The 20,085-nt window shown below is 69.6% G+C and carries 18 protein-coding genes; 8 read left to right on the forward strand and 10 right to left on the reverse strand.

The features are described from left to right. Positions 1 to 49: 49 nt before the first annotated feature. A complete protein-coding gene (locus STRIP9103_RS38240) occupies positions 50 to 2,323 on the reverse strand; it encodes a transglycosylase domain-containing protein (RefSeq protein WP_009336167.1) in 2,274 nt (757 codons plus the stop codon). Between the two features lie 539 nt (positions 2,324 to 2,862). On the opposite strand from STRIP9103_RS38240, the gene wblA reads away from it, so the two are divergent. Then, complete coding sequence (gene wblA / locus STRIP9103_RS38245) at positions 2,863 to 3,201, forward strand: transcriptional regulator WblA (RefSeq protein WP_009336174.1); 339 nt, start codon at positions 2,863 to 2,865, stop codon at positions 3,199 to 3,201. Between the two features lie 393 nt (positions 3,202 to 3,594). Here wblA and STRIP9103_RS38250 read toward each other — a convergent pair whose 3' ends face one another. Together STRIP9103_RS38250 and STRIP9103_RS38255 are read right to left on the reverse strand one after the other, a co-directional pair. Further along, complete coding sequence (locus STRIP9103_RS38250; protein ID WP_009336177.1) at positions 3,595 to 5,004, reverse strand: ArsA family ATPase; 1,410 nt, start codon at positions 5,002 to 5,004, stop codon at positions 3,595 to 3,597. Next, positions 5,001 to 5,978 carry an ArsA-related P-loop ATPase gene (locus STRIP9103_RS38255; RefSeq protein ID WP_009336150.1) on the reverse strand — a complete coding sequence of 326 codons (978 nt, stop codon included), beginning with the start codon at positions 5,976 to 5,978 and terminating at the stop codon, positions 5,001 to 5,003. The genes STRIP9103_RS38250 and STRIP9103_RS38255 overlap by 4 nt, the downstream gene beginning before the upstream one ends. A gap of 207 nt (positions 5,979 to 6,185) precedes the next feature. Here STRIP9103_RS38255 and STRIP9103_RS48655 point away from each other — a divergent pair, with 207 nt between their 5' ends. The 4 genes from STRIP9103_RS48655 (at position 6,186) to STRIP9103_RS38270 (ending at position 8,640) form a co-directional block, all read left to right on the forward strand. After that, a complete protein-coding gene (locus STRIP9103_RS48655) occupies positions 6,186 to 6,347 on the forward strand; it encodes a DUF4177 domain-containing protein (protein WP_086019374.1) in 162 nt (53 codons plus the stop codon). Next, positions 6,344 to 6,811: a RidA family protein gene (locus STRIP9103_RS38260; protein WP_009336158.1), complete on the forward strand. Its 468-nt coding sequence runs from the start codon at positions 6,344 to 6,346 to the stop codon at positions 6,809 to 6,811. Before STRIP9103_RS48655 ends, STRIP9103_RS38260 begins: the two co-directional genes overlap by 4 nt. Before the next feature lie 132 nt (positions 6,812 to 6,943). Beyond that, entirely contained in the window at positions 6,944 to 7,813 is an 870-nt protein-coding gene (locus STRIP9103_RS38265; protein ID WP_048821720.1) for an NUDIX hydrolase, read from the forward strand. Continuing rightward, positions 7,810 to 8,640, forward strand: a complete 831-nt coding sequence (locus STRIP9103_RS38270) for an MBL fold metallo-hydrolase (RefSeq protein ID WP_009336162.1) — start codon at positions 7,810 to 7,812, stop codon at positions 8,638 to 8,640. Before STRIP9103_RS38265 ends, STRIP9103_RS38270 begins: the two co-directional genes overlap by 4 nt. Positions 8,641 to 8,661: 21 nt before the next feature. Here STRIP9103_RS38270 and STRIP9103_RS38275 read toward each other — a convergent pair whose 3' ends face one another. Further along, complete coding sequence (locus tag STRIP9103_RS38275; protein ID WP_078614190.1) at positions 8,662 to 9,522, reverse strand: nucleotidyltransferase domain-containing protein; 861 nt, start codon at positions 9,520 to 9,522, stop codon at positions 8,662 to 8,664. 323 nt (positions 9,523 to 9,845) lie between these two features. After that, positions 9,846 to 10,520, reverse strand: a complete 675-nt coding sequence (locus STRIP9103_RS38280) for a Crp/Fnr family transcriptional regulator (RefSeq protein ID WP_005476003.1) — start codon at positions 10,518 to 10,520, stop codon at positions 9,846 to 9,848. 252 nt (positions 10,521 to 10,772) lie between these two features. Between STRIP9103_RS38280 and nth the strand changes: the two genes are divergently transcribed. The 3 genes from nth to STRIP9103_RS38295 all read left to right on the forward strand — a co-directional run bounded on the left by nth (position 10,773) and on the right by STRIP9103_RS38295 (position 14,282). Beyond that, complete coding sequence (nth, locus tag STRIP9103_RS38285; protein WP_009336136.1) at positions 10,773 to 11,879, forward strand: endonuclease III; 1,107 nt, start codon at positions 10,773 to 10,775, stop codon at positions 11,877 to 11,879. A 367-nt stretch (positions 11,880 to 12,246) separates the two neighbouring features. Then, positions 12,247 to 12,963: an NUDIX hydrolase gene (locus STRIP9103_RS38290; RefSeq protein WP_063747358.1), complete on the forward strand. Its 717-nt coding sequence runs from the start codon at positions 12,247 to 12,249 to the stop codon at positions 12,961 to 12,963. Positions 12,964 to 13,082: 119 nt separating this feature from the next. Continuing rightward, positions 13,083 to 14,282, forward strand: a complete 1,200-nt coding sequence (locus tag STRIP9103_RS38295; protein WP_009336175.1) for a MarP family serine protease — start codon at positions 13,083 to 13,085, stop codon at positions 14,280 to 14,282. Positions 14,283 to 14,407: 125 nt separating this feature from the next. Here STRIP9103_RS38295 and STRIP9103_RS52375 read toward each other — a convergent pair whose 3' ends face one another. The 5 genes from STRIP9103_RS52375 to acs form a co-directional block, all read right to left on the reverse strand. Next, on the reverse strand, positions 14,408 to 14,590 hold the full coding sequence (locus STRIP9103_RS52375; protein ID WP_009336169.1) for a hypothetical protein: 183 nt from the start codon (positions 14,588 to 14,590) through the stop codon (positions 14,408 to 14,410). Positions 14,591 to 14,717: 127 nt separating this feature from the next. After that, positions 14,718 to 15,674 (reverse strand): alpha/beta fold hydrolase, encoded by a 957-nt coding sequence (locus STRIP9103_RS38305; protein WP_009336141.1) that lies wholly within the window; start codon positions 15,672 to 15,674, stop codon positions 14,718 to 14,720. Beyond that, complete coding sequence (locus STRIP9103_RS38310; protein ID WP_009336152.1) at positions 15,671 to 16,150, reverse strand: phage holin family protein; 480 nt, start codon at positions 16,148 to 16,150, stop codon at positions 15,671 to 15,673. The genes STRIP9103_RS38305 and STRIP9103_RS38310 overlap by 4 nt, the downstream gene beginning before the upstream one ends. 119 nt (positions 16,151 to 16,269) lie before the next feature. Further along, positions 16,270 to 17,673 (reverse strand): Na+/H+ antiporter NhaA, encoded by a 1,404-nt coding sequence (gene nhaA, locus STRIP9103_RS38315; RefSeq protein ID WP_009336134.1) that lies wholly within the window; start codon positions 17,671 to 17,673, stop codon positions 16,270 to 16,272. Positions 17,674 to 17,966: 293 nt separating this feature from the next. Beyond that, positions 17,967 to 19,967: an acetate--CoA ligase gene (acs, locus tag STRIP9103_RS38320; protein WP_009336156.1), complete on the reverse strand. Its 2,001-nt coding sequence runs from the start codon at positions 19,965 to 19,967 to the stop codon at positions 17,967 to 17,969. Positions 19,968 to 20,085: the final 118 nt, after the last annotated feature.

Raw genomic sequence — 20,085 nt, forward strand, 5'->3', positions numbered from 1 at the left:
GTTAGGCACTCACAGGCTCAACGGGTTCCAAGAGCCGGCCCCGCGGCTGTCAGCCGAAGCGCCCACCGTTCCCGTTCCCATTGCCTCCGTTCCCCTGGCCCTCGATGAAGCCCTCGGGGAGCGTGAACTCGGGGGTCGGGAACGTACCGCCATCGGTGCCGCCGATGAAGCCGTTGTCGTCGCCGTTGCCGTTCCCGCGGCCGTTGTCGCCGTCGTTGTCGTTGTCGTCGCCGCGACCCTCGTCCGGACGCTCGTCGGGGATGTTGACGAGGGTGAAGTCGGGGGCGGGCTTGCCCTCCAGCGCGCCGGACATCATGTCGCGCCAGATCGGGCCCGGGACCTTGCCGCCGAAGACCTTGTCCCAGGTGACGCCGCCGATGGTGATGTTCACCATGCGGCGCTCGTGCGCGGGGTCGCCCACCCAGACGGCACCGGCCATGTTCGGTGTGTAGCCCACGAACCAGGCCGCGTAACGGAAGTCCGTCGTACCGGTCTTACCGGCGCTGGGACGGCTGTCGAGGCCCGCCTCCGTACCTGTACCGTCCTCGACCACGCCCCTGAGCAGGGTGTTTATGGTGTCGGCGGTGTTCTCGGACATCGCGCGCGAGCACGTCGACTTCGGGACCTTCAGCGACTTCGACTTCTCGCCGACCCGCTGGGTGATGGACTCGATGGCGACCGGCGTGCAGTACATGCCGCGCGAGGCGAAGGTCGCGTACGCGTTGGCCATGGTCAGCGGGGACATCTCCTGGGTGCCCAGCGCGATCGACGGGTTCTGGCCCATCTTCGCGCCGTCGGCCCGCTCGACGCCCATCTTCCCGGCCATCTCCGTCACCGGGCAGATACCGATGTCCGCGATCATCTGGACGAAGTAGGTGTTGACCGACAGCGCGGTCGCCCGCTTCATCGAGTACGGGCCGACCTCGGTCTCGTTCTCGTTGGTGAGCGTCGTACCGTCGGTGTTCACCCAGTTCTTGCCGCCGCAGACGGAGATCGGGCTCGGGTACTCCATCTTGTACGGCGCGGAGTACGACTTGGTCGCGGGCATGCCGCCCTCGATGGCGGCGGCGGCGACGATCGGCTTGAACGTCGAACCGGGCTGGTAGCCGGCGCCGCCGCCCATGCTCTTGTCGACGGACAGGTTTATCGTCGTCTCGTTCTTCTTGACGTCCATGCCGTACGGCCGGGACTGGCCCATCGCGAGGATCTTGCCGGTGCCGGGCTCCACGATGGTGGCGGCCGTGGCCACCTCGTCCGACTGGTTGACGTGGTCCTTGATGGAGGCCTGGACCGACTTCTGGGCCTTCGGGTCCATCGTCGTCTGGATCGTCAGGCCGCCCTGGTTCCAGATCTTGGCCCGATCCTCCTTGGTCTTGCCGAAGACCGGGTCGTTCAGGAACACCTCGCGGACGTAGTCGCAGAAGAAACCGGCGCCCTTGACGGCCGTGATGCAGCCGTTCTTGGGCTTGCTGACGTCCAGGCCCAGCGGCTTCTTCTTGGCCTTGTCGGCCTCCGTCTGCGAGATGTCGCCCACCTCGGCCATGCGCTGCAGCACGACATCGCGCCGCTTCGTGGCCTCCTCCGGGTCGTTCACCGGGTCGTAGCGGCTCGGCGACTGCACGATGCCGGCGAGCAGCGCGGCCTCCTCCAGGTCCAGGTCCTTGGCGGACTTGGAGAAGTAGCGGCGGGAGGCGGCCTCGACGCCGTAGGCCTGCTGGCCGAAGAACGTGATGTTCAGGTAGTTCTCAAGGATCTTCTTCTTGCCGAGCTCCTGTTCCAGCTGGATCGCGCGCCTCAGCTCCTGGATCTTGCGGCCGAGGGTCTGCTGGGTGGCCTGGGCGACCTTTGTCGGGTCGTCACCGGCCTCCTCCACCGCGACGTTCTTCACGAGCTGCTGCGTCAGGGTGGACGCGCCCTGCGCGACGCCACCCTCCTGCGCGTTACGGTTGAGTGCGCGCAGGACGCCCTTCAGGTCGACGGCGCCGTGCTGGTAGAAGCGCGCGTCCTCGATGGCGATGATCGCCTTCTGCATGTACGGCGAGATCTCCTTGAGATCGACCACCGTACGGTCGCGTGAGTAGACAGTGGCGATCTGGTCGCCCTTGCTGTCCAGGATCGTGGTGCGCTGGCTCAGCGGAGGCTGCTTGAGGTTGGCCGGAAGCTCGTCGAATCCCTCGACGGAACCCTTGGCGGCCAGTCCCAGGGCACCCACCGCGGGCAGCGCGATACCCGCCATGACGGCCCCCGCGAGCACACTGACACCGAGGAACTTGGCGGCCTGCTGCGTGGGGGACAGACCACCGCCCGAGCGCTTGTTTGGCATGAGGGCAGCCTAATCCGTCGGTATGACAGTTCCGAAGGAGCGGCTGCTTCGGAAGGGACACGGGTGCCGGATCGTGACATACGGACATCCGTTGGCGCACCGGGCAGCCGAAGGCACGCGGGCGCGGCAATGTGAAGGGGTCGACGTTCTCATTTCCCGGACACGCGTACAGGCGTTGGCCTAAGCTGCTCTCAGCTGTCACAGGCATAGGCCCTTGTATCAAGTACGTCCGCGGAGCCCGAATTGTTGCGGCGTTCTTCCGATTTTTTTCGGGGGTCGTGTCCGAATCCACCTTGTGTGTAATTCGGTGTCCGTTGTGGTGCATGTCAACTGTCCCGTTCTGTCGGGAAAGTCACGTATGCCCTTGGGTCACTCCCGCAGGTGATCTGCCGCTTACGCATAGTCCGTTCGGGCCATTCAAGATTGGGCCCGAAGGGGGTGTTGCGCTGTGCCTGCCTTCCGTAACGTCCCAACTGGCGGCGGTGAATATGCCGCTGCCGCCGTGGGGGAGCCTCGATTCGGGAGAGGACGGCGCCGGTATGGGCTGGGTAACCGACTGGAGTGCGCAGGCTGCCTGCCGCACTACCGATCCGGATGAACTGTTCGTTCAAGGAGCAGCGCAGAACAGGGCCAAGGCAGTGTGCACCGGATGCCCGGTACGCACGGAGTGCCTGGCGGACGCGTTGGACAACCGCGTCGAGTTCGGCGTGTGGGGAGGAATGACGGAGCGTGAGCGCCGCGCACTGCTGCGCAGGCGTCCGACCGTCACGTCGTGGCGCAGGCTGCTGGAGACCGCGCGCACGGAGTACGAGCGTGGCGCGGGCATTCTGCCGCTCGACGATGACGAGATGTACGACAACTACGCGGCGGTGAGCTGACGGCACGGCCCCTGCGGGTCACGTCCGTCCGTTGCCGGGTCGCAGAAGTCGAGGGCGCCCCTTGAGGTGTCGGCGCGTCGGGCAGGTGTGCCGACTCTCGGGTGCCCCGGGGTCCGTATCGGCCGTCGGGCCACTGATCAGTCGTGCGGTCAGTGACCGGTCGCTAAGCGGTCGTGCGGTCAGTGACCAGGCAGTGTTGGGTCGTGCGGTCAGTGACCACTCGGTGGTCAGCCGTGCGGTCGGGACGCGTCGGGCAGTCGGTGATCAGTCGTGCGGTCGGTCAACAGCCTCCCGGCGTACGGCCGGTCAGCGGCCCTCCGGCGTACGGCCGGTCGGCCTTCCGCCACTCGGCGATCACCCGTCGCCATCGCCCGTCGTCGGTCCGCGGGGTCGTCAGTCCGCGGAGGTGGGCAGCTCCGGCCGTATGGTCGCGAGCCGGTCCCCGATGTCCCGCAGACCGCTCAGGTCATGGACATCGCCGGGCAGCGCGGCCACTTCGGCCACGGCCACCTCGGGATGAAGCGCGGTGAAGCGGTCACGTGTGCGCTGCTCGCGCGAGAGCAGCCGCATCCGGTCGGCATGCAGCCGAAGCAGGCCTGCGGTCAGCTGTTCGACGGTCGGGTCCTGGGCGGGGGAGTCGCCCTGGGCACCGGTGGAGCCGGCTTCGGCCTCGGTGGTGGCGGGAGATTCTGAACTGCCGTGCGTTTCGGGAGAGTTACGAACTGCTTTCCCGTCCATCTGATCCACAATGCGGGGCTCGTCAAGATTTTCCGCGGCGGCGAGCGCGCGCTCGGCGGACAGCTGGGCCGCGCCGCTGCCGTGCACCCGGTTGAGCACCAGCCCGGCCAGCGGCATGTCCTCGGCCGCCAGCCGCTCCACGAAGTACGCGGCCTCCCGCAACGCGTCCCGCTCCGGCGCCGCCACCACCAGGAACGCCGTACCGGGCGCCTGGAGCAGCTGGTACGTCGCGTCCGCGCGCGTACGGAACCCGCCGAACATGGAGTCCATGGCGGCCACAAACGTCTGTACGTCCTTCAGCAGTTGGCCACCGAGCAGCTTGCCCAGGACGCCCGTCATCATCGACATGCCGACGTTCAGGAACTTCATCCCGGCCCGCCCGCCGACCTTCGCGGGCGCCAGCAGTACGCGGATCAGCTTGCCGTCCAGGAACGAGCCGAGCCGCTTCGGGGCGTCCAGGAAGTCCAGCGCCGAGCGGGACGGCGGGGTGTCGACGACGATCAGGTCCCACTCGTCCCGGGCCCGCAGCTGGCCCAGCTTCTCCATCGCCATGTACTCCTGCGTGCCCGCGAAGCCCGCCGAGAGCGACTGGTAGAAGGGGTTGCTCAGGATCGCTGCCGCCCGGTCGGGGTCCGCGTGCGCCTCGACGATCTCGTCGAACGTGCGCTTCATGTCGAGCATCATGGCGTGCAGTTCGCCGTGCCCGTCGATGCCCTTCACCCGCCGCGGGGTGTTGTCCAGCGAGTCGATCCCCATGGACTGGGCCAGCCGCCGCGCCGGGTCGATGGTCAGCACGACCACCTTCCGGCCGCGCTCCGCGGCACGCAGGCCGAGAGCCGCCGCCGTGGTCGTCTTGCCGACACCGCCGGCGCCGCAGCACACCACGATGCGGGTCTGCGGGTCGTCCAGCAGGGGATCGACCGCGAGAAGTCGGGGGGCGCTGATCGCACGGTGTGCGTCATGCGTGTGGTGTGCGTCGTGGGGATGGGCCGATGGGTCGGGGGTACGGGTGATGTCGCGCGCGTGGGCCGAGTCGTGCGGGGCGGCGGCCGGGTCCGAAGTCATGAGATCCCTTGCTGACGCAGTTCCGTGGCCAGTTCGTACAGGCCCGCCAGGTCCATGCCCTCGGCGAGCAGCGGCAGTTCGTGCAGCGGCAGGCCCAGTTCGCCCAGGACGCCGCGCTGTTCGTGCTCCAGGGCGTACCGCTCGGCGTACTCCTCGGCCTGCGCGAGCAGCGGCCCCACCAGGCGCTCGGCGGTGCCGCCACGCCGCGCGCCGCCGAGGCCGGCCGTGGACAGTGAGCGGGCGAGGGCCGTACGCGGCACCGTGCGCGCGAGCTCCAGCTCGTCCGCGTCCAGCACCTCCGGCCGCACCATGTTGACGATGATCCGCCCCACCGGGAGCTTCGCGGCTCGCAGTTCGGCGATGCCGTCGGCCGTCTCCTGGACGGGCATCTCCTCAAGGAGCGTCACCAGGTGCACGGCCGTCTCGGGGGACTTCAGGACCCGCATCACGGCCTGTGCCTGATTGTGTATCGGGCCGATCTTCGCGAGCCCCGCCACCTCGTCGTTGACGTTCAGGAAGCGGGTGATGCGACCGGTGGGCGGCGCGTCCATCACCACGTAGTCGTACGTGAACCGTCCGCTCTTCTCCTTGCGGCGCACCGCCTCGCACGCCTTGCCGGTCAGCAGCACGTCCCGCAGCCCCGGCGCGATGGTGGTCGCGAAGTCGATCGCGCCGAGCTTCTTCAGGGCCCGGCCCGCACCACCGAGCTTGTAGAACATCTGGAGGTAGTCCAACAGGGCCAGTTCGGGGTCGATGGCGAGCGCGTACACCTCCCCGCCCCCGGGGGCCACCGCGATCTTCCGCTCTCCATACGGCAACGCCTCCGTCTCGAAGAGTTGTGCGATGCCCTGTCGGCCCTCGACCTCGACCAGGAGGGTGCGCTTCCCCTCGGTCGCGAGAGCGAGAGCGAGTGCGGCGGCGACCGTGGTCTTTCCGGTCCCGCCCTTGCCACTGACGACCTGGAGCCTGCTCACGTATTCGAGCCTAACCAGTCCGCGCGCGGCATACGCGGGAGGCTGTGGATAACGTGGCCCAAGCCGTTCCCGTGGCCATGACCTGTAGGGCTTCGTTTACCGCCTGTCGACCTGCTCGGGGCCGGTACGGCGTCCGCCCCGGGTCCGTCCGGGGAAGCGGCCGAACCCGTGCCGGACGGCGGCCGGACAGCGGATAAAGTCGGCCACATGACCAAGTGGGAATACGCAACCGTGCCGCTGCTCGTCCACGCCACGAAGCAGATTCTGGACACCTGGGGCGAGGACGGCTGGGAGCTCGTCCAGGTCGTGCCCGGGCCGAACAACCCCGAGCAGCTGGTGGCCTACATGAAGCGCGAGAAGTCCGCGTGAGCGCCGTCGAGGCCAAGCTCGCAGAACTCGGGTTGACCCTGCCCGAGGTGGTCCCGCCGCTCGCCGCGTACCAGCCGGCCGTCCAGTCCGGGGTCTACGTCCACACCGCCGGCCAGCTCCCCATGGTGGACGGCAAGCTGCCCGTCACCGGCAAGGTCGGCGCCGAGGTCACGCCCGAGGAGGCCAAGGACCTCGCCCGTATCTGCGCGCTGAACGCCCTCGCCGCGGTCAAGTCGGTGGCGGGCGACCTCGACCGCGTCGCGCGCGTGGTGAAGGTCGTCGGCTTCGTCGCCTCGGCCTCCGACTTCACCGGCCAGCCGGCCGTGCTGAACGGTGCGAGCGAGCTCCTGGGCGCCGTCTTCGGCGACAAGGGCGTACACGCGCGGAGCGCGGTGGGCGTGGCGGTACTGCCGCTGGACGCACCGGTCGAGGTGGAGATCCAGGTGGAGCTGTCGGAGGCGTGACGGTGGGCGGCACGGGTGGGCGCAGTGGCACCCTGCACGCGCCGGTGAGCGCCCCCGCCCCGCCCGCACGCCGATTGCCATGATCACGGAGGCTCACTCGAACATCCGCCAAGAACGGGTTAGCCTCCGCCCATGGCAAACGGGCAGTGGTACCCACCCGAGTGGCCGACCCGCATTCGCGAACTCGCGGCCGGCACACTGACCCCGGTGACCCCCAGACGGGCCGCCACGGTCATGCTGCTCAAGGACACGGCCGACACCCCGGTCGTACACATGCTGCGCAGACGCGCCTCCATGGCCTTCGCCGGAGGCGCGTACGCGTATCCGGGCGGCGGCGTGGACCCGCGCGACGACGACCACCAGATCCGCTGGGCGGGCCCCACGCGCGCGTGGTGGGCGTCCAGGCTCGGCGTCGACGAGAACGATGCCCAGGCAATCGTTTGCGCGGCCGTACGCGAGACGTACGAGGAGGCGGGCGTCCTGCTGGCCGGCCCCACGCCCGACACGGTGGTCGGCGACACCACGGGCGACGACTGGGAGACCGATCGTGCGGCGGTGGCCGCGCGGGACCTGTCCTTCGCGGAGTTCCTGGAGCGCAGGGGCCTGGTCCTGCGGTCCGACCTGCTCGGCGCCTGGGCGCGCTGGATCACGCCCGAGTTCGAGTCCCGCCGCTACGACACCTGGTTCTTCGTGGCCGCTCTCCCGCAGGGTCAGCGCACCCGCAACGCCTCCACGGAGGCGGACCGCACGGTGTGGATCCGCCCCGGGGACGCGGCCGACGGCTACGACAAGGGCGAGCTGCTGATGATGCCGCCCACGATCGCGACCCTGCGCCAGCTCTCTGCGTACGACACGGCCGCCGAGGCGCTCGCCGCCGCACCCGGCCGCGATCTGACCCCCGTTCTCGCCCAGGCACGGCTGGAGAACGGTGAAGTGATCCTCTCCTGGCCGGGCCACGACGAGTTCACCAAGCGCATAGCGGCGGGCGGAGGCGCTGAATGACCGAAGCAGCGGCCCTCCCCGGCCAGCCCAGAGGCGGTGTCCTGTCGGGCGCGGCCACCGCCCGCGCGGTCAACGTCCTCGCACCGAACGCGTCGGTGATGACCCTGGACGGCACCAACACCTGGATCGTGTCCGAGCCGGACTCCGAGCTGGCGGTCGTGATCGACCCGGGGCCGCTGGACGAGGCTCATCTCCGCAACGTCGTCGATACGGCGGAGGAGGCCGGCAAACGGATCGCGCTCACCCTGCTCACGCACGGGCACCCGGACCACGCGGAGGGTGCCGCGCGGTTCGCCGAGCTGACGAGCACGAAGGTGCGGGCCCTGGACCCGGCGCTGCGACTCGGTGACGAGGGGCTGGGCGCGGGTGACGTCATCTCGGTCGGCGGCCTGGAACTCCGCGTCGTCCCCACACCCGGCCACACCGCCGACTCGCTGTGCTTCCATCTCCCGGCCGATCGCGCCGTCCTGACGGGGGACACCGTCCTGGGCCGCGGAACAACGGTCGTGGCCCACCCCGACGGCCGTCTGGGGGACTATCTCGACTCCCTCAGGCGCCTCAGGTCCCTCACGGTCGACGACGGCGTCCACACCGTCCTCCCCGGCCACGGCCCCGTCCTCGACGACGCCCAGGGCGCCGTCGAGTTCTATCTCGCCCACCGAGCCCACCGCCTCGCCCAGGTCGAGACGGCGGTCGAGAACGGCCACCGGACCCCCGCCGAGGTCGTCGCCCACGTGTACGCCGACGTCGACCGCTCACTGTGGCCGGCGGCGGAACTGTCTGTCCGGGCCCAAATGGAGTACCTGACGGAACACGGCCTGATCTGAGACCGAGTGACCTGGGCAGGCTCAGCGGTCTCCGGGACGCGGAGCCTTGACGCCGTGCACGCGCGCGTACTCCTCGGCCAGCCAGGGCCCGAGATCGTCCACGTACGACCGGAGGAGGGCGGCGTGGCTGCCCGGATCGGCACCCGTTTCGGCTTGTGGCCGGGCACGTGGTTCGTACGCCGCGACCGCCGCGGCCCGCATCTGGGCGGCCCGCTCGGGGTAGTACCGGCCGAACACCTCCGCCATCTCATGCAGATCGCTGGTCCAGCCGTTCCAGCGGGGCATGACGAGGGTGAAGCCGGTGCGGACGAGGCGCCGGGAGCAGCCGCGCACGAGGGAGCGCCGGACGTCGTCCGAAGCGGCCTCATCGATCCGCTCGCGCCAGCGCGGCAGATGCAGCGCGAGATCACCGTTCGTCTCGCGCGCGAGGAGCGAGTCCGGCCGATAGCGGGGCAGGTCCTCGGCCAGATCCTCGCCCAGCAGCGGCGTACACAGGCAGGCCAGGAACCACCCGAGGTCGTACCGCTCCGCCTCACTGAGCACCTGCCCCCGGCTGACCAGCAAGGTCCCCGCCCCGTCGATCTGCGGAAACTCCTTGTCGAGCGCCTCGTCCAACGCCCGGACCTCCGCCCGATCCGCTTCCGTGGGCTCCTCGCGCAACACCACCAGCAGATCGAGATCGCTCCGCCCCGGCCGCGCCGTCCCTCGGGGAATCGACCCATAGAGATACGCGCTGTGCAGCCGAGCCCCGAAGAGATGCAGCACCTGATCCCGAGCGGCCGCGACGACCGCCCGAAACGCCGCCGGCACCCTCCCGAGCGACCCCTCCCGCTCGATGAACCCCCGACTGTCCAGCCCTCTCCGGGACCCAGTTCCGCCCATGCGACCACTGTGCCCCGCCACGCGCCCCCGAGCAGCCCATTTCCGATCACTACAGGGCACGCAAGGGCTGTGCCCTCTTTTTGTCTGCCCGCAGGACCGAGTCTTTCAGGGCCGCGGGCAACCGCAGGCTTTCAGGGGCGCGGGGAACTGCGCGACCAGCCACAACAAACCCGCAGACACCCAGAAGCCGGCCGGGGTCGAAGGGGCGCAGCCCCTGGGGAGGGGGACGGGTAGGGGCGGCGGGGGCGAAAAACGTCGGGGCCCGCCCCAGAACGAGACGGACCCCAGCGGCGTACCAAACCGCCGTACGAACCGACCCGACGTCAGCGCGACCGCTTCGCCAGCCGCTCCACGTCCAGAAGAATCACCGCACGGGCCTCCAACCGCAGCCACCCCCGCTGCGCGAAGTCGGCCAGCGCCTTGTTGACGGTCTCCCGCGAAGCCCCGACCAGCTGCGCCAGTTCCTCCTGCGTGAGGTCGTGCACCACATGGATGCCCTCCTCCGACTGCACACCGAAGCGCCGGGAGAGGTCCAGCAGCGCACGGGCGACACGGCCGGGAACGTCCGAGAAGACGAGGTCGGACATCTGGTCGTTGGTCTTGCGCAGCCGCCGAGCCACGGCCCGCAGCAGCGCCGCGGCCACCTCGGGCCGCGCGTTCAGCCACGGCTGGAGGTCCCCGTGCCCGAGACCGAGCAGCTTGACCTCGGTCAGCGCGGTGGCCGTCGCCGTCCGCGGACCCGGGTCGAACAGCGACAGCTCGCCGATCAGCTCACCGGGGCCGAGCACGGCCAGCATGTTCTCGCGGCCGTCGGGTGACGCACGGTGCAGCTTGACCTTGCCTTCGGTGACCACGTAGAGGCGGTCGCCGGGGTCGCCCTCATGGAAGAGAGCGTCACCGCGGGCGAGGGTCACCTCACTCATGGAGGCGCGGAGCTCCGCGGCCTGCTCGTCATCGAGCGCCGCGAAGAGCGGGGCGCGCCGCAGAACGTCGTCCACGAGTTCTCTCCCTTGTCGACCTGCTCAGGGGATCTTGCCCCCTGTAGTACCAGGGGACCGTGTTCCCCATCTTGCCGGACGGTCCAAACAGTGTGATCTGTCACAAGGATGCCGCACACATGTCCTGAGGTAAGCGTCAGGGGTCCAATTGAGGGCCGATCTTCTGTGCCCGGGGCGGATGTCAGTGCCGGGCTTTAGGCTGGCCGGGTGTCCAAATCGCCGCTGAGAGCACAGGCCAAGGGGGCTGGGCGGGTGGTTGTACGTCGCGATTCCGCTGTGGGCGAACAGGGCCCCACGGGAGCGAAGAAAACGGCAAAGGCGACGAAGGTGTCAGATTCATCGGCGGCGAAGAAGACCGCGGCGCGGAAGACGCAGACGGCAGCGGAGGCGGAGGCCACACCCGAGACAGCGGCGCCGGTGACGCCCGCGCCCGCGATGAAGCCGGTGACGCCCGCGCCCGCGAAGAAGGCCACGCGGAAGAGGGCGGTCGCCCCCAAGAAGGCCGCGGTCGCAGCCGCCCCCAAGCAGCCCACCACGCCCCTCGACGCCCCGGCCAGGACGACCGCCCGGAAGCCCCCCAATCCCGAGTCCCGCACCGCCCTGGTCCGCCGCGCCCGCCGTATCAACCGCGAGCTCGCCGAGGTGTACCCGTACGCCCACCCGGAATTGGACTTCGAGAACCCCTTCCAGCTGATCGTCGCCACGGTCCTGTCCGCCCAGACGACCGACCTGCGGGTCAACCAGACGACCCCGGCGCTCTTCGCGAAGTACCCCACCCCCGAGGACCTGGCCGCGGCCAACCCGGAGGAGGTCGAGGAGATCCTGAGGCCGTGCGGGTTCTTCCGAGCCAAGACCAAATCGGTCATAGGGCTGTCGAAGGCCCTGGTGGAGAACCACCGGGGGGAGGTTCCCGGCCGCCTCGAAGACCTCGTCAAGCTCCCCGGCGTCGGCCGCAAAACCGCCTTCGTGGTGCTCGGCAACGCGTTCGGCCGGCCGGGAATCACTGTGGACACGCACTTCCAGCGGCTCGTACGGCGCTGGCGGTGGACCGACGAGACCGAGCCGGACAAGATCGAGGCGGCCATCGGCGCGCTCTTTCCGAAGAGCGACTGGACGATGCTGTCGCACCACGTGATCTTCCACGGCCGCCGTATCTGCCATGCCCGCAAACCGGCCTGCGGCGCCTGCCCCATCGCCCCGCTGTGCCCGGCCTTCGGCGAGGGGGAGACCGACCCGGAGAAGGCCACGAAGCTGCTGAAGTACGAGAAGGGCGGCCTCCCCGGCCAACGCCTCAAACCCCCGCAGTCGTACCTGGACGCGGGCGGCATCCCGGCCCCGCCGCTGGGAGCCGCCGGATGACGGCCCCCACGAAGCGAACCGAAGCCCACGCGGAACGAACCGGTCCGAGCCCTGCCACGCGCACGCCTCTCCCCGGCGCGAGCCTTGCCGCCCGCCGCCCTCACCATCCCGCCGCGCGCTCGTCCCTGCCCGGCGCGAGCCCTACCGCGCGCGCTTCCCACCCCGCCGCGCGCTCGCCGCATCCCGGCGTGACCCTTTTCGCGCCCCTTCCAGGCGCGAACCTCGCCGCGCGCCGCCTCCACCCCTCCCCGAGCAACCCGCGCGCGGCGCATCAACTCGCGCGCCACCCACACGAGGGACTCGCGGCGCGAGCGGAACGATCAGCCGAACTCCGCCCGTTGGGACGGAAAGAACGACGGGGGTGGCCATGACACGCGCAAGCCGAACGGACAGCGGCACACACATCGACCAGGAAGGCCATTTGAGCCTTGACAAGACCGGTCTCCCCGCCTGGCTCGACCCCGTTGTGCGCGCCGCCGAGACGGTGCAGCCGTTGCAGTTGAGCCGGTTTCTGCCGCCGGAGAACGGATCGGGGCGGCAGTCGGCGGTGCTGATCCTGTTCGGCGAGGGCGAGCGAGGACCGGAGCTGCTGCTCATGGAGCGGGCCGGCTCGCTCAGATCGCACGCGGGGCAGCCGTCGTTCCCGGGCGGCGCCCTGGACCCGGAGGACGGCGACCCGGCCACCGACGGACCGCTGCGGGCCGCCCTGCGCGAGGCCGAGGAGGAGACCGGCCTCGACCCGGCCGGCGTCCAGCTCTTCGGCGTACTGCCCAAGCTGTACATCCCGGTCAGCGGCTTCGTCGTGTCACCCGTGCTCGGCTGGTGGCGCGAGCCGACCCCGGTCCGGGTAGTCGACCCGAACGAGACGGCGCGCGTCTTCACCGTTCCCGTGGCGGATCTCACGGATCCGGCCAATCGCGCGACGACCATTCACCCCAGCGGCCACCGAGGTCCGGCATTCCTGGTCGAATCAGCCCTCGTGTGGGGTTTCACGGCCGGAGTGATCGACCGCCTGCTGCACTACTCGGGCTGGGAACGCCCGTGGGACCGGGCCAAGCAGGTCCCGCTCGACTGGCGCTCATGACAGGGTGTCTGCCGTGCTGCGTCTTCGGGGGAGTGTGGTGTCCCGCCGTCGCCGCGCGGCGGGCCGGAACCCCGGCCGACCTGTAGTGATCGCGAAGTGACGAGGCGAGGCTTGAAGCGGTGAACGTGCTGGACATCCTGTTGCTGGTCGCCGCCGTCTGGTTCGCGATCGTCGGCTTCCGCCAGGGCTTCGTCGTCGGCATCCTGTCGGTGATCGGCTTCCTGGGCGGCGGCCTCGTCGCGGTCTACACGCTGCCCGTCATCTGGGACTGGATGACCGACAACTCCGAGGTGAGCACGGCCGCCGCCGTCGTCGCGGTCGTCATCGTGATCGTCTGCGCCTCCGTCGGCCAGGCCCTGACCACCCACCTCGGCAACAAACTCCGCCGGTACATCAGTTGGGCCCCCGCCCGCGCCCTGGACGCCACCGGCGGCGCCCTCGTCAACGTGGTGGCGATGCTCCTGGTCGCCTGGCTGATCGGTTCTGCGCTCGCGGGGACGACGCTGCCGACGCTCGGCAAGGAGGTCCGCAACTCCCAGGTGCTCAGGGGCGTCTCCGAGGCGTTGCCCCATCAGGCCGACACCTGGTTCGCGGACTTCTCCTCGGTCCTCGCGCAGAACGGCTTCCCGCAGGTCTTCAGCCCGTTCGCGAACGAGCAGATCACCGACGTCCAGCCCCCCGACCCCGCGCTCGCGAACAGCGCGGTCGCCCAGCGCGCCAAGCACTCCATCGTCAAGGTCATGGGCACCGCCCAGGGCTGCGGCAAGGTCCTCGAAGGCACCGGCTTCGTCTTCGACGAGCGTCGCGTGATGACCAACGCGCACGTGGTCGGCGGAGTCGACGAACCCACCGTCCAGATAGGGGGCGAGGGCCGCAAGTACGACGCCAAGGTCGTCCTCTACGACTGGGAGCGCGACATCGCCGTACTGGACGTGCCGAGCCTCGACGCACCGGCGCTGCGGTTCGCCACCAAGGACGCCGTCAGCAGCGACGACGCGATCGTGGCGGGCTTCCCGGAGAACGGCGCGTACGACGTCCGCCCCGCGCGGGTGCGCGGCCGGATCAAGGCCAACGGCCCGGACATCTACCACCGCGGCACGGTCCGCCGTGACGTCTACTCGCTCTACGCGACCGTCCGCCAGGGCAACTCCGGCGGCCCGCTGCTCACGCCCGACGGCAGGGTGTACGGCGTCGTCTTCGCGAAGTCCCTAGACGACCCGGACACGGGTTACGCCCTCACCGCGGACGAGGTCCAGGAGGACATCGCCGAGGGCCGTACGGCCAACCAGCAGGTGGACAGCGACAGCTGCGCACTCTGATCGCTACGGCCTCAAAGAGCCTCCGCGGCCTCAAGAAGCTCAACGGCCTCAAAGAGCCTCTACGCCCACAAGGAGGCTTTACGGCCGCAAGGAGGCTCTACTGCCTCGAGGACGCCCTACTCGTCTCAAGGACGGGAGTGGCGCAGCCGGGCCGAGACCCAGCGGGCCCGGCGGCGCAGGATGCGCGGAATGCCCAGCCGGGGGTCCGTGTCCGTGCCCGGGAACTGCGGGGTGCCCCTCTGGGAGCTCAGGCCCGCGGCCGAGCGGCGGTTGCGTGCTACGTCACTGTAGTCGTGCGTCCAGCCCATACCCCGACGTGTGCCCCCGCCCCAAGGTCGATAACCTCCTCCACGCCCCCCAATTGGCCTATGCGCCGGGCAAGTGGTGTTCGTAGAACACATGTTCATGTCCGGATAGCGGGCGGCCTGGCCGAAGTCAACGGTCGGGCTCGGGGTCCTTCAGCCAGTTGATGAGTTCCGAGGAGAACGCCACCGGGTCCTCCTCGTGCGGGAAGTGGCCGAGACCGTCGAACAGGCGCCAGCGGTACGGCGCCTCGACGTACTCCCCGGACCCGGCCGCGCTGCGTGTGCGCATCACCGGGTCGAGTGAACCGTGCAGATGGAGCGTGGGGACGCGCACCGGGCGCTTCATGCGCCGGTTGAACTGGAAACCGTCCGGGCGGGCCAGGGACCGCACCATCCACCGGTACGGCTCGATCGAGCAGTGCGCCGTCGACGGGATGCAGATGGCCCGCTGATACGCCTCCACGGCCTCGTCGTCGGGCAGCCGGGGCCCCGACCAGTCCCGGATCAGCCGGCCCACCAGGGCGCCGTCGTCGGCGGTGAGCTGCCGCTCGGGGATCCAGGGCCGCTGGAACCCCCAGATGTACGACCCGGCGGCCGTCTGTCTGACGTCCGACAGCATCGCCGAGCGCCAGCGCCTCGGGTGCGGCATCGAGGAGACCGCGAGCCGCCGTACGAGCTTGGGGCGCATCACGGCCGCCGTCCACGCCAGATAGCCGCCCAGATCATGGCCGACCAGCGCGGCGTCGGGCTCGCCGAGGGACCGTACGACACCCGTGATGTCGAGGGCGAGGTTGGCCGGGTCGTAACCCCGGGGCGTACGGTCGCTGCCGCCGACTCCGCGCAGGTCCATGGCCACGGCCCGGAAGCCCGCGTCGGCGAGGGCGACCAGCTGGTGCCGCCAGGTCCACCAGAACTGCGGGAAGCCATGCAGGAGCAGCACCAGCGGCCCGTCGCCCAGCTCGGCGATGTGGAAGCGGGCGCCATTGGCGGCCACGTCCCGGTGGATCACCTCTTTCGCGCCGGGCACGTCGAGTCGTACGACCGAGGCGGGCTGACCGGAAGCGGGTGAGGTGGCGGGGTCCGTCATGAGGTCGAGCGTGCCACAGCGTCGACGGCACCGTCGGTCCGGGCGGGCCGACGGGGGTGCGGCTTGGCGTTCTGCAGGACCCCGGCCGTCTGCTTCATGGAGGCGGCGACCTTCTGCGGGCCCTGGCCCTTCTTGGCCTTCTTCGAGAAGGCGACACCGATGAGCGCCAGGACGACGGCGACCACGATGTTCGCCGCGAAGGACAGCAGGAAGCAGATCGCCAGGTTCCAGTCGCTCCAGGTGCGGATGCCGTACGCCAGGGCGAAGCTCAGCATCGGCAGGGAGAAGATCAGTACCGCGCCGGCCGCCGCGAACGCCCCACCGCCGACCACACCGCGCTTGACGTCCTGCTTGAGCTGGGCCTTCGCCAGCGCGATCTCGTCGTGCACCAACGCGGACATCTCGGCCGTCGCCGAGGCGAACAACTGGCCGACACTGCGTTCGGCACCGACCGGGCTGCCGTCGGGTGCGCTCATCGGGGTCTCCCTGTCTTCGACTGTCCCTGAAAGTCTTCTGAATATCCGTGACATCCCCGGGGCGCTCGTGGGTTTCGTACGACGCCGGGGACCGCCCACGTTTGTACGGTCCTGTCAGATCATGCCGGACCGTCGTCCCCGTCGCCTGCCCTGCCCGCCACTTCGGCAAGCCTTCGGTGCTCTGCGGCCTTGCGTTCGTAGATCTCGGCCATGCGCAGGTGGTACGCCGGGTCGTCCTGTTCGTAGATGTCAGGGATGCCGTCGAGGTCGTCGTCGCGCTCCTCGGTGGCCCACAGGGCCTGGTACTTGCTGTTGCGTATCTTCAGCAGGACGGTCGCCAGGACCGCCGCGATGAACGAACCCGTGAGCACTGCCGCCTTGACGCCGTCGGTGAGCGCCCGGTCGCCCTCGAAGGCCAGTTCGCCGATGAGCAGCGACACGGTGAAGCCGATCCCGGCGAGGGAGGCGACCGCGAAGACGTCGGGCCAGGTCAGCTCCTCGGAGAGGGAGGCCCGGGTGAAGCGGGCGGTCAGCCAGGTCCCGCCGAAGATACCGACCGCCTTGCCGACGACGAGCCCGAGCACCACCCCGAGCGTCTCCGGCTGCGTGAACACGCTCCCGAGCGCGCTCCCCGACACGGCGACACCGGCGCTGAACAGCGCGAACAGTGGTACGGCGAGACCGGCCGACACGGGGCGCACAAGGTGCTCGATGTGCTCGCCGGGGGAGTGCTCCTCCCCTTCGCGCCGGGTGCAGCGCAGCATCAGGCCCATCGCGACCCCGGCGATGGTGGCGTGGATGCCGCTGTTGTACATCAGCCCCCAGATGACCAGCGCGAGCGGAACGTACACGTACCACCCGCGTACGCCCTTCCTGAGCAGCAGCCAGAAGACGGCGAGGCCGACGAAGGCGCCGCCGAGCGCGGCGAAGTCGAGGTCGTCGGTGAAGAACACCGCGATGATCAGGATCGCGAACAGGTCGTCGACGACGGCGAGGGTGAGCAGGAACGCGCGGAGCGCCGAGGGCAGCGCGGTCCCGATGACGGCCAGCACGGCGAGCGCGAACGCGATGTCGGTGGCCGTGGGTACCGCCCAGCCGGCGAGCGAGCCGCCGCCGCTGAGGTTGGTGAGCGTGTAGATGAGTGCCGGTACGGCCATACCGCAGAGCGCGGCGACCACAGGGAGCAGCGCGGCCTTGGGATCCCGCAGGTCACCCGCCACCATCTCGCGCTTGAGTTCGATCCCGGCGACGAAGAAGAAGATCGCGAGCAGCCCGTCGGCGGCCCAGTGCTCCAGCGACAGGTTGAGGCCGAGCGCGGCCGGCCCGAGGTGGAAGTCCCGCACGGTCTCGTAGCTGTGGTGCAGTGCCGGAACGTTCACCCAGATCAGGGCGGCGATCGCCGAGACCAGGAGCAGCACACCGCCGACGGTCTCGGTGCGCAACGCATCCGCCACGAAGTTCCGTTCGGGCAGCGACAGGCGCCCGAGAAACTTGCGGGTGGGGGTGGTGCGGGGCGCGGCCACGGCGGGAACCTCCGGTCGGTGGGCAGGACGAAACGCTTGCCGACCAGACTTCCCGGCGCACCTGAGGTTGACGTGTTTTTTTATTAGCTTACCTAAGGTGTGACGGGAAGCATCTGGTGAACCATTGGCGGAGGCGGCCGTGGCGGTCGCGCTCCCCTCGCGGTAGGCACAAAAAGAGATCGCGGTAGGCACAAAAAAGAGACGCCCGGCGCGCTCGCGCCGGGCGTCCTCGGGGGTGCGAGCCCTGTGCGGCTCGCTCCACTACTGCAAGGTGGTGATGGCTGCGGGGAACCTCAGTCCTCGCTGGGCGCCGCCGGGAGCTTGGCCTGGATGAGGTCCATGACGGTGGAGTCGGTCAGCGTGGTGACGTCTCCGAGCTGGCGGTTCTCGGCGACGTCGCGCAGCAGACGGCGCATGATCTTGCCGGAGCGGGTCTTGGGCAGTTCGGCCACCGGCAGGATGCGCTTGGGCTTGGCGATCGGGCCGAGGGTGGCGCCGACGTGGTTGCGCAGCTCGGTGACGAGGTTGTCGTCCTCGGCGTTCGCGGTGCCGCGCAGGATGACGAAGGCGACGATGGCCTGTCCGGTGGTCTCGTCGGCGGCGCCGACGACGGCCGCCTCGGCGACGGAGGGGTGGGAGACGAGGGCGGACTCGACCTCGGTGGTGGAGATGTTGTGGCCGGAGACGAGCATGACGTCGTCGACGCGGCCGAGGAGCCAGATGTCGCCGTCGTCGTCCTTCTTCGCGCCGTCGCCGGCGAAGTACTTGCCCTCGAAGCGTGACCAGTAGGTGTCGAGGAACCGCTGGTCGTCGCCCCAGATCGTGCGCAGCATCGACGGCCACGGCTCGGTGAGGACCAGGTAGCCGCCACCGCCGTTGGGTACCTCGTTGGCCTCGTCGTCGACGACGGTGGCGGAGATGCCCGGCAGCGGTGTCTGCGCGGAGCCCGGTTTGGTCGCCGTCACACCTGGCAGCGGGGAGATCATCATGGCGCCGGTCTCGGTCTGCCACCAGGTGTCCACGATCGGTGTCGTGTCGGCGCCGATGTGCTTGCGGTACCAGATCCAGGCCTCGGGGTTGATCGGCTCGCCGACCGAGCCGAGGACGCGCAGGCTGGAGAGGTCGAACTTCGCGGGGATGTCGTCGCCCCACTTCATGAACGTACGGATGGCGGTCGGCGCCGTGTACAGGATGGTCACGCCGTACTTCTGCACGATCTCCCAGAAGCGGCCCTGGTGCGGGGTGTCCGGGGTGCCCTCGTACATGACCTGCGTCGCGCCGTTGGCCAGCGGCCCGTAGACGATGTAGGAGTGGCCGGTGACCCAGCCGACGTCGGCCGTGCACCAATACACGTCCGTCTCCGGCTTGAGGTCGAAGACGGCGTGGTGGGTGTACGCGGCCTGGGTGAGGTAGCCGCCGGAGGTGTGCAGGATGCCCTTGGGCTTACCCGTCGTACCGGACGTGTAGAGGATGAACAGCGGGTGCTCGGCGTTGAACGCCGTCGGCGTGTGCTCGGCGGACTGCCGCTCGACGATCTCGTGCCACCACACGTCCCGGCCCTCGGTGAAGGCGACCTCCTGGCCGGTACGGCGGACCACAAGCACGTGCTCCACATTGTCGACCTTGCCGATCACCTCGTCCACGGCCGGCTTGAGCGCGGACGGCTTGCCGCGCCGGTAGCCGCCGTCGGAGGTGATGACCACCTTGGCGTCGGCGTCCTGGATACGGGTGGCGAGCGCGTCCGCCGAGAACCCGCCGAAGACGACCGAGTGCGCGGCGCCGATACGGGCGCACGCCAGCATCGCCACGGCCGTCTCCGGGATCATCGGCATGTAGACGGCGACCCGGTCACCTGCCTGAACTCCCAGTTCCAGCAGGGCGTTGGCGGCCTTGGAGACCTCGTCCTTGAGCTCGGCGTAGGTGATGGCCCGGCTGTCGCCGGGCTCGCCCTCGAAGTGGATGGCGACCCGGTCGCCGTGGCCCGCCTCGACATGCCGGTCGACGCAGTTGTACGCGACGTTGAGCTCGCCGTCCTTGAACCACTTGGCGAACGGCGGGTTCGACCAGTCCAGCGTCTCGGTCGGCTCCTTGGCCCAGGTCAGCCGACGCGCCTGCTCGGCCCAGAAACCGAGCCGGTCAGCCTTGGCCTGTTCGTACGCCTCCGCCGTGACGTTGGCATTCGCGGCCAGGTCAGCGGGCGGCGCGAAGCGTCGCTCCTCTTTCAAGAGGTTGGCCAGGCTTTCGTTGCTCACGACATCTCCCTTTCCCAGGGTGTCCGTTGTGTCCCAGGCCACAGCTCATCAGACCCGGACCCCCGATGACAAGGGCCTTCTTGGGATTGGTTTAGACCTGTGGGTGGGTGGCCCCACGGTCGGCGGGCCACCCGTTGTCACGGACCGGGCATCGGATCGG

It is taken from the genome of Streptomyces ipomoeae 91-03, from assembly GCF_000317595.1.
GTDB classification, from domain to species: Bacteria; Actinomycetota; Actinomycetes; order Streptomycetales; family Streptomycetaceae; genus Streptomyces; species Streptomyces ipomoeae.